The sequence below is a fragment of the Microcystis sp. LSC13-02 genome (genome assembly GCA_002282935.1).
Taxonomy (GTDB): Bacteria; Cyanobacteriota; Cyanobacteriia; order Cyanobacteriales; family Microcystaceae; genus Microcystis.
The window spans coordinates 1-9,367 of the sequence record MTBT01000170.1; the positions used below are offsets into that span (position 1 = coordinate 1).

A 9,367-nucleotide genomic window follows, 5' to 3' on the forward strand; every position below is an offset into this window, starting at 1 on the left:
GCCACTACTCTCAATAATATTGGTGCTGTCTATAATGATTTAGGGGAGAAACAGAAGGCATTAGACTACTACCAACAGGCTTTACCCTTATCGCGGGCAGTGGGCGATCGCTCACTGGAAGCCGTTACTCTCAATAATATTGGTGCTGTCTATTCAGCTTTAGGGGAGAAACAGAAGGCATTAGACTACTACCAACAGGCTTTACCCTTAAGACGGACAGTGGGCGATCGCGCAGGGGAAGCCGCTACTCTCAATAATATTGGTCTTGTCTATTCAGCTTTAGGGGAGAAACAGAAGGCTTTAGACTACTACCAACAGGCTTTACCCTTATGGCGGGCAGTGGGAGATCGCTCTGGGGAAGCCACTACTCTCCATAATATTGGTGCTGTCTATTCAGCTTTAGGGGAGAAACAGAAGGCTTTAGACTACTACCAACAGGCATTACCCTTATCGCGGGCGGTGGGAAATCGCTCAGTGGAAGCCACTACTCTCAATAATATTGGTGCTGTCTATAATGATTTAGGGGAGAAACTACTACCAACAGGCATTACCCTTATCGCGGGCAGTGGGCGATCGCGGGGGGGAAGCTAATACCTTAGACAATATTGGTTACTTACTGCAACAACAAAACCAACCTCAACTAGGGATTATCTTCTATAAACAATCGGTTAACGTCTATGAAACTCTCAGAGGCGATATCAAAAAACTCTCTAAAGAATTGCAACAAACCTACACCGAAACTGTTGCCAATACTTACCGTCGTTTAGCTGACTTGCTGCTGCAACAAGACCGCATTCTGGAAGCGCAACGGGTGTTAGACTTGTTAAAAGTACAGGAATTAGACGATTATTTGCGGGGAGTGCGCGGTAATACAAATACAGAACAGGGAGTTCCTAAACTACCGCCAGAACAAAAAATAGACGAGGGAATTGAGGCAATTCTTAATAAAGCAGTAGAAATTGGCCAAGAAATCAGCCGACTGCAAGAACGACAAAAAGTCAACGGCAAACTAACTCCCCCCGAAGAACAACGCCTCGCCCAACTCTGGAAACAACAGGAACAAATTGTCGCTGAGTTTAATAAATTTATCGAAAGTCCGGAAGTTTTAGCCTTAATTAACCAACTCAAACCCCAAACCCGTTCCGCCGATCTCCTGAATAATTTAGACAATTTAATTGGCTTATCTGATAATCTCAAAAAACTCCAACAAAATGCCGTCCTTATCTACCCAATTATCTTTGATGACCGCTTAGAAATCATCCTCACCACTGCTGATTCTACTCCCGTCCGCCACACCGTAAAAGTCAGCAAAAAAGAACTAAACGAAACTATTCGCGCTTTCCGGGAAGCCTTACAAAATCCTAATCTGGATGCCAAAAAGCCAGCCCAACAGCTTTATGAATGGCTGATTAAACCCCTAGAAAATAACCTAAAAACTGCCGATGCAAAAACGATTATTTATGCTCCTGATGGACAACTGCGCTACATTCCTCTGGCGGCTTTATACGACGGCAAACAGTGGTTAATTGAACGCTACCGGGTTAATAATATTACGGCAGCATCCCTGACTGATTTTAATACCAAACCCGAACCGAAAATGCAAATTTTAGCGGCGGCATTCGTTAAGGGCAGCTATCAGTTTCGACATCAGGGACAAGACTTCAGATTTAATGGGTTGCCTTTTGCGGGTATAGAGGTAGATAAATTGGCACAGACAGTTTCTCCTACTACTAAATACTTCGATAAAGACTTCAATCAAACAATTATTCCCCTACTGGATAGCTATACTGTCGTCCATTTTGCCACCCATGCAGCCTTTGTGGTGGGAACTCCAGAACAGTCTTTTGTTCTTTTTGGAGATGGGACAGTGGTGACTCTACAAACAATGAAAAACTGGCGGTTTAAAAATATTGATTTAATTGTTTTGAGTGCTTGCGAGACAGGTTTAGGGGGTAATTACGGCACAGGAATCGAAATTTTAGGGTTAGGATATCGACTACAAACCGCAGGTGCAAGGGCAGTTATTGCCTCTTTATGGAGTGTTGACGATGGCGGTACACAAGCTTTGATGAATGCTTTTTATGCTGCTTTGAGGACGGGTAAATTGAGTAAAACAGAGGCATTACAACAGGCACAAATTGCCTTGATTACCAGTAATAACCCAACCGATCAGCAGCGGCGTGGTAGTATTAAAATAGAACCTATTGAAGGAGTGCCATCGGACGTAGCAAATCGCCTCAGCCATCCCCGTTACTGGGCGCCTTTTATTCTCATTGGCAATGGATTATAATCAGTTATCAGTTATCAGTTATCAGTTATCAGATAAATCTTTAAAATCCTGCTCAAAAATGCTATGATCAGTTTGTAGTTGCGCTTTAGTACCCCACTCTCAAGAACAATTCTCAATCATGACAGTCCAAGATATTACAATTGCCAAAATTCGTCAACTTCCAGAGTCATTAGTTGAAGAAGTGAATGACTTTATTGATTTCCTTACCTTAAAGTACAATCAGCAGTTTTCTGATTTCGTAGAAATCGCAGAATCCGATTTTTCAGATTATTTGTCAAATCTAGAAGATTATGAAGAAAAATTAGCTCGTGGCGAAATCAAATGGTAGCGTTATTCGTGGTGATGTAGCTTTTTGCGACCTCAACCCCGTCATTGGCACAGAACAGTCAGGAATTAGACCTGTAATCGTTATACAAATTGATCGAGCTAATGGCGTAAGTCCTCATACTATTATTGTGCCATTAACCACTAAAATCCGGCGCAAACTACTTGATTCTCATGTTTTTATTCCAGAAGGTATAGCAGGTTTAAGTCAAGATTCAGTAGCACTGTGCGAGCAAATTAGAGTCATAGATAAGTCAAGAATTATTCGAGTTATGGGACATTTAGACAATCCTTATCTCGAAGAATTAGAAACAGCGTTAAGAACAATTCTAGGTTTACTTTAAGAAAATCACTATTCTAAGTATTCTAAGCCTATGTCTAATTCATCTCTAGAACAAGACCTAAAAACCTATCAAGATTTGATCGCAATTCTCCAAGAGCGTCCTACACCAACAGAAGCCGAAATTCTTAATATTTTACTAGCCCGCGATCGCATTCAAACTGCCCTAACAGAAACCTATTTAATTACTGATAATATCCTAAACATTCTCCAAGAATTAGACAACATTCTTAGGAAAAAACAAGCCACAATCGCCCCAATAATCGCCCAATTACGTCCCGATTTTAATCCCGATACTAAAAATTGGTGGTGGCTACTTGAAGTCCCTAAAATTGATTCTTCTTGGCACAAATACGATTTATTGGCAAATGGAGCTTCTGTTACTTTCTTGACAATTTCTTTAGGATTAATTGGTGAAATTGGCTCGCGGTTTCTTTCGGGGGGAAGTGATATTTTGGGAGGCGTTTTAATCAGTTTTCAAAGTATATTAACCTTACTTGCCGCAGGAGGAGTCTTAACTAAAACTGGACAAGAAACTGGAAAAAACTTACTGGCACGCTTTGGGATTCAAGAACAATACTGGCAAGAAATTGGCGCTGGTTTATCTTTTTTACTAATGCTGAGTATTTGGGGATTAAGACTCTCTTTACCAACTGTAGCCACCTGGTATAATCATTGGGGTTGGAGTCATTATCAAAAGGGAGATTTGAGCAGTGCAGAAGAAGATTATCAACGAGCTTTGTCCCTCAATCCAGATGACGCTGAGGCACATTTTAACTTAGGATTACTCTACGAAGAATTACAGAATTTTGATTTAGCCAGAAAAGAATATATATTAGCTACACAAGGGGGTAACACTACCGCTATTAATAATCTAGCTCGATTACATATTCTCAATAAAAATTATCCTGCTGCTGTTCACCTCTTACTTAAAGCCCAATCCGAGCCAAAATTAGATCAAGAAACCCAATTTGCTATCTGGAAAAATTTAGGTTGGGCAAGGCTAAAACAAGGGGATATTCCAGGGGCAGAAACAGCTTTATTAGAAGCGATTAAATTAGATAAAAATAGTGCTGCCCCCCACTGTTTACTAGCGCAGGTAAAAGAAGCCCAAAATAACCAAACAGAGGCCTTAAAAGAATGGGAAACCTGTAATCAATACGCTAACAGCTTAAATCCTGACGAAGATAGCTGGAGAATACAAGCACAACAATGTTTAGCAAACCGGGAGAAACAAAAATGCTCACCAAACCCCAACTCATCCTATTAGGATTAACCACAGGAATGCTGACCCTATTTTTAGAAAGTGCTAAAGGGATAGCTTTCCCTGCTAGAATTGAATCAACAACTGGTATCGTCAAGCTAAAAAGACAAAATTGGACTGAATTCAAACCCGTTTCTATTAATACAGAATTAAACAAAGGCGATCAAATTTTTCCTCTTCAGGGTGTTAGGGTGACAGTATTATGTCCCGATTTACAACAACGCCCAGTTAGTTCAGGTGTACCTTCTGGACTAAAGACAATTTGCCCCATCTGGGAAGCGTTAAAAGCCAAAAATCCCCCACCCCCAGGTTCTTTAGGAGGAACAAATGCACTCATTCCCTATCTCATTTCACCCCGTCACACCCTGATACTAACCGATACCCCCATTTTGCGTTGGAATGAAGTTTCTCAAACGAGATATTACACAATAAAAGTTATGGATTCACAGGGGATTATCTGGGAAAAGCAAGTTTCTCAAACCCAAATTTCCTATCCCGGAACACCAGTTTTTCAGCCCGGTATTCCTTATTCTGTGACAATTAAAACCGATGGGGGACAGTCTTCCGAGCAAGATAAAGCTTCTAAAATAGAATTTATCAGGTTACATTCCTCCGAAGTTGCAACCATACAGGACGAAGTTAATAAAATAGAACAATTAAATATAAATAAGCAAACTAAAGCATTAATATTAGCCGATTTTTATGGAACTTATACCCTACCGACTTCAACTTTTAATAACTATGTTTTATCCTCCAAATCCCTAGCAAATTATCATCTTACCAGTGAAGCGATCACTATTCTAGAAACTACCATCAAACAGGGTCAAAATTCAGCAATCATCGAGAGAAACTTAGCTGACTTGTACTGGCAAATTGGCCTAGCTAATCTAGCTACCAATCATTATCTAAAAGCGATAGAATTAGCTCAGATACCAGAACAATTAGAAGAAAAAACCTTAGCTCAATTTGGTTTAGGAGAAGTTTATGCAGCTTTAGGAGATAATAATCAAGCCAAGATTTGGTACAGTAAAGCCAGAGAAGGTTATCTAGCTTTAGGCGATTCTGCAAGGGCTAACTTTGTGATCCAATTAATAGAAAGCTTGCCTTAAGTTAAAAAAAGAGTAGTCTAGCTGTTGCGGGTTTTGTCTTTAGCCAACTTCTCGGGTTGTTGCCGCAAGTCGGGGTATCCAAGAAGACTGGCGCCCCAGGAGCATCAGCTAACAGAGCTTGTAAGTAGGTAGGCGTTAAAAATTATCAGATGCCCCCCTTATTAAGGGATATCCCCCCCGCCTATCGGCACCCCCCTTATCAAGGGATATCCCCCCGCCTATCGGCACCCCCCTTATCAAGGGGGGCAGGGGGGATCGAACCTAAAATCCATTTTTAATTTAATTATAACCAGCTACTTAGCAGCCTGTTATCGCCCTTCCAGAAGTCCAGGAAGAGCGATAACCCGAAACTCTCGGCAACGGACAAAACCCTTCAAAGTCTATCAATGGCTAGGTGGGGTGAAGACAATCAAACCCGACAGCAACCCCGAAAATCGTGTCAGAATAGATCAGTGTAGTCACTGATTATCTTTGAGAAAAATATTTATATGTTAGGACGGGACAGCTACGATTTAGTCATTGTCGGGGGCGGCATAGTTGGAACCACCCTAGCGGTGGCCTTAAAAAATACAGGATTAAATATCGCTATGATCGAGGAACGCCCCCTAGAGGTGGCTGCCGGCCGTCGTCAAGCTTATGCCCTCTCGTTGATGTCGAGCCGGATTTTTACAGGCTTGGGTATCTGGGATAAAATCTCGCCCAGTATCGGTAAATTTAGTCATATTCGCCTTTCTGATGCCGATTACCAGATTTTTGTCCCCTTTGTGGTCGATGAGCTAAAAACCGATTATTTGGGCTATGTGGGCGAACATCAAGTGATTCTAACCGCCCTGCACAATGCCAGCCAAGATTGCGATCGCATTGAGTGGTTATCCCCTGCCAAAGTGTTAGAAGTGGAGTACGGAGGAGAAACGGCGACTGTCACCCTGGAAGAAGCCGGTCAAACCCGAAAAATCACCACAAAATTAGTCATCGGGGCCGATGGAGCCAGATCCGCTATCCGGCAAGGGGCGCAAATTAAAACCAAAGGTTGGAAATATTGGCAATCCTGTGTCGCTTTCACCATTAAACATCAACTCGATCGCAACGATACCGCCTTTGAAAGATTTTGGCCCACAGGTCCGATGGGCATTTTACCGCTCCAGGGTAATCGCTGTCAGATCGTTTGGACAAATCCCCATGAAGAAGCGAAAAAACTGCAAGAAATGCCCGAAGCGGAATTTATCAAGAAATTAGAAGCATATACGGGGGGATTACTAGGAAAACTAGAATTAGTTAGCCCCCGCGCTCTCTTTCCCGTACAGTTAATGCAGAGTGATACTTATGTTAAACCCCGACTGGCTTTAATTGGTGATGCCGCTCACTGTTGTCATCCCGTCGGTGGTCAAGGTTTAAATTTAGGCATTCGCGACGCGGCCGCTTTAGCGCAGGTATTAAAGGAAGCAGTGGAAAAGCAAGGGGATATCGGAGCGCTTTCTACCCTAAAATCCTACGAAAAATGGCGTAGATCGGAGAATTTAGCGATTTTAGGCTTCACGGATTTTCTTGATCGCTTGTTCTCCAATAACTGGCCGCCCATCGTTGTCATCCGTCGTCTAGGATTGGCAATTATGCGTGGTTTCCCCCCGTTGAAATTGTTTGCCCTGCAATTAATGACGGGATTAAAAGGACGTATTCCCCAATTAGCTAGATAGCTGGCCACTAATTCCGGGGATGGGGGAGAAAGGAAGGAAAAAAAAAGCTTGCAAAATGTCGCGATTATCGCTATGATGGTTAAGGTTCAATATCGGGGCGTAGCGCAGCTTGGTAGCGCACTACTTTGGGGTAGTAGGGGTCGTGGGTTCGAATCCCGCCGCTCCGATTGCAGAAAAACATAGAGTCAGGTAGGGATGCTCACTAGCAATCCCTATTTTGTCCTGTTTACTGGGAATTCTCTTAATTTATCAGCGTTTCTTATCAAGATAAGACGACCGACTCCCGAAAACGAAAACCTCGTACCTCACCATTAAGATCACTGCTGTAGTAGAAAATGTCTAATCAAATATCAGCTTACGGTTCCTGGAAATCACCGATTACCTCCGATCTAATTGTGGCAGCATCGATTAGTCTTGGTGGTGTAACTCTAGATGGAGAAGATATTTATTGGTTAGAAGGCAGACCACAGGAAAAGGGGCGAAATGTTTTAGTTAAATTAAACCCCGAAGGCACAACTACAGACATCACTCCAGTGCCTTTTAATGTGCGAACTCGTGTCCATGAATACGGGGGAGGTTCCTATCTAATTGTTGCCGGAATTATCTATTTTTGTAATTTTGCTGACCAAAGAATTTATCGCCAAACTGCTGATAGTTTACCCCAACCTCTGACCCGAGAAAATTCCTGTCGTTATGCGGATTTAATTCTCGATGAATTTCGCCATCGTTTAATCTGTATTTGTGAAGATCATAGCCAAAAAGATCGGGAACCAGTTAATAGTATTGTCAGCATCGATGTAGATACGGGAGAAATAGAAACTTTAGTATCAGGCGATGATTTTTATACCTCTCCTCGCTTAAGTGCCGACGGTTCTCGATTAGCTTGGATTAGTTGGAATCATCCTAATATGCCCTGGGATAGTTCTTTTCTTTGGGTGGCCGATATTAATAATCTTTATTTGAGTAATATTCGGGTCATTGCTGGGGGTGAAAATGAGTCGGTGTGTGAACCGCGCTGGTCTGCCGATCAACAGTTATATTTTACCAGTGATCGCAATGATTTCTGGAACTTTTATTGCTTTAAACACGATGAACAAATCGAACCAGTTATCGAACCAATTGATGCGGAATTTGCCTACCCTCATTGGGTTTTTGGTTTATCTAACTACGGCTTTGCTGGGGAATCACAGATTATTTGTAGCTATACAAAAGATGGCCGTTGGTATTTAGGAAGTATCGATACTCTTAATCGAGAATTCCAAGAAATTATTACTGCTGATACTAACATTTCTTCTCTACAAGTTAGGGAGAACAAAATAGTTTTTATTGGCGGTTCTTTCAGGGAAGTAACAGCAGTTATCTCAGGGGATTTAGCCACAGGAACTAGAGAAATTCTCAAATCTTCCAGTAATTTAACTATTTCTAGCGATTATTTCTCGATTCCGGAAATGCTCGCTTTTCCCACCAGTCAGGGACTAACTGCCTATGCTTGGTATTATCCCCCCAAAAACCCCGATTATACCGCCCCCAATGGCGAATTACCGCCCCTTTTAGTCAAAAGTCACGGTGGACCGACGGCCGCGGCGACCTCTAGTTTAAGTCTGCGGGTGCAATACTGGACCAGTCGCGGCTTTGGCTATCTAGATGTCAATTATGGCGGTAGTACGGGTTATGGTCGTCAATATCGTCAGCGTTTGCTGGGAAATTGGGGAATTGTCGATGTGGAAGACTGCATCAACGGGGCAAAATATTTGGTTAATCAGGGATTAGTCGATGGGGAAAGATTGGCAATTTCTGGAGGCAGCGCTGGTGGTTATACAACTTTAGCGGCCTTAACTTTTCATGATACTTTTAAAGCAGGAGCTAGTTATTACGGAGTTAGTGATTTAGAGGTTTTAGCCAACGATACCCATAAATTCGAGTCGAGATATTTAGATAAATTGGTGGGACTTTATCCTCAAGAAAAGGAAATTTACTATCAGCGATCGCCTATTCATTTTACCGCTCAGTTATCCTGTCCGGTGATCTTTTTCCAAGGTTTAGAAGACCGAGTGGTTCCACCCAATCAAGCGGAAATGATGGTAGAAGCTTTAAAAGCGAAAGGTTTACCCGTTGCTTACGTTCCCTTTGCGGGAGAACAACACGGATTTCGTCAAGCTGAATCGATAAAACGAGCATTAGATGCAGAATTTTATTTCTATTCCCGTCTCTTTGGTTTTACTCCTGCTGATAATTTAGAACCCGTAGAAATTAAGTAGGGTCTGCTGAATAAATCTAAAAACCTTGTTGGGTAAGACTTTTAGACTTTTTGTCAATCAAAAAGTACCGGACTGGGAGTGATCAGGG

6 protein-coding genes, 1 tRNA gene and 1 pseudogene are annotated in these 9,367 nt (G+C 42.2%); all 8 read left to right on the forward strand.

The genetic code is table 11. From position 1 onward, the window contains the following. Positions 1-2,290: pseudogene (locus tag BGL89_RS10300) on the forward strand (CHAT domain-containing protein); the annotation flags it as partial. A 118-nt stretch (positions 2,291-2,408) separates the two neighbouring features. Beyond that, complete coding sequence (locus BGL89_RS10305) at positions 2,409-2,618, forward strand: DUF2281 domain-containing protein (protein WP_002789196.1); 210 nt, start codon at positions 2,409-2,411, stop codon at positions 2,616-2,618. Next, the gene (locus BGL89_RS10310) at positions 2,599-2,958 is read left to right on the forward strand and encodes a type II toxin-antitoxin system PemK/MazF family toxin (protein ID WP_286825638.1); all 360 of its coding nucleotides are present in this window, start codon (positions 2,599-2,601) and stop codon (positions 2,956-2,958) included. Before BGL89_RS10305 ends, BGL89_RS10310 begins: the two co-directional genes overlap by 20 nt. Before the next feature lie 30 nt (positions 2,959-2,988). Beyond that, a complete protein-coding gene (locus BGL89_RS10315) occupies positions 2,989-4,224 on the forward strand; it encodes a tetratricopeptide repeat protein (protein ID WP_286825639.1) in 1,236 nt (411 codons plus the stop codon). Beyond that, positions 4,194-5,327, forward strand: coding sequence for a tetratricopeptide repeat protein (locus BGL89_RS10320; protein ID WP_286825640.1), 1,134 nt, complete (start codon positions 4,194-4,196; stop codon positions 5,325-5,327). The genes BGL89_RS10315 and BGL89_RS10320 overlap by 31 nt, the downstream gene beginning before the upstream one ends. Positions 5,328-5,815: 488 nt before the next feature. After that, the gene (locus tag BGL89_RS10325) at positions 5,816-7,021 is read left to right on the forward strand and encodes an FAD-dependent hydroxylase (RefSeq protein WP_286825641.1); all 1,206 of its coding nucleotides are present in this window, start codon (positions 5,816-5,818) and stop codon (positions 7,019-7,021) included. A gap of 93 nt (positions 7,022-7,114) precedes the next feature. Then, a tRNA-Pro gene (locus tag BGL89_RS10330) sits at positions 7,115-7,188 on the forward strand. Positions 7,189-7,356: 168 nt separating this feature from the next. Continuing rightward, the gene (locus BGL89_RS10335; RefSeq protein WP_286825642.1) at positions 7,357-9,279 is read left to right on the forward strand and encodes a S9 family peptidase; all 1,923 of its coding nucleotides are present in this window, start codon (positions 7,357-7,359) and stop codon (positions 9,277-9,279) included. The last annotated feature ends 88 nt before the right edge of the window (positions 9,280-9,367 follow it).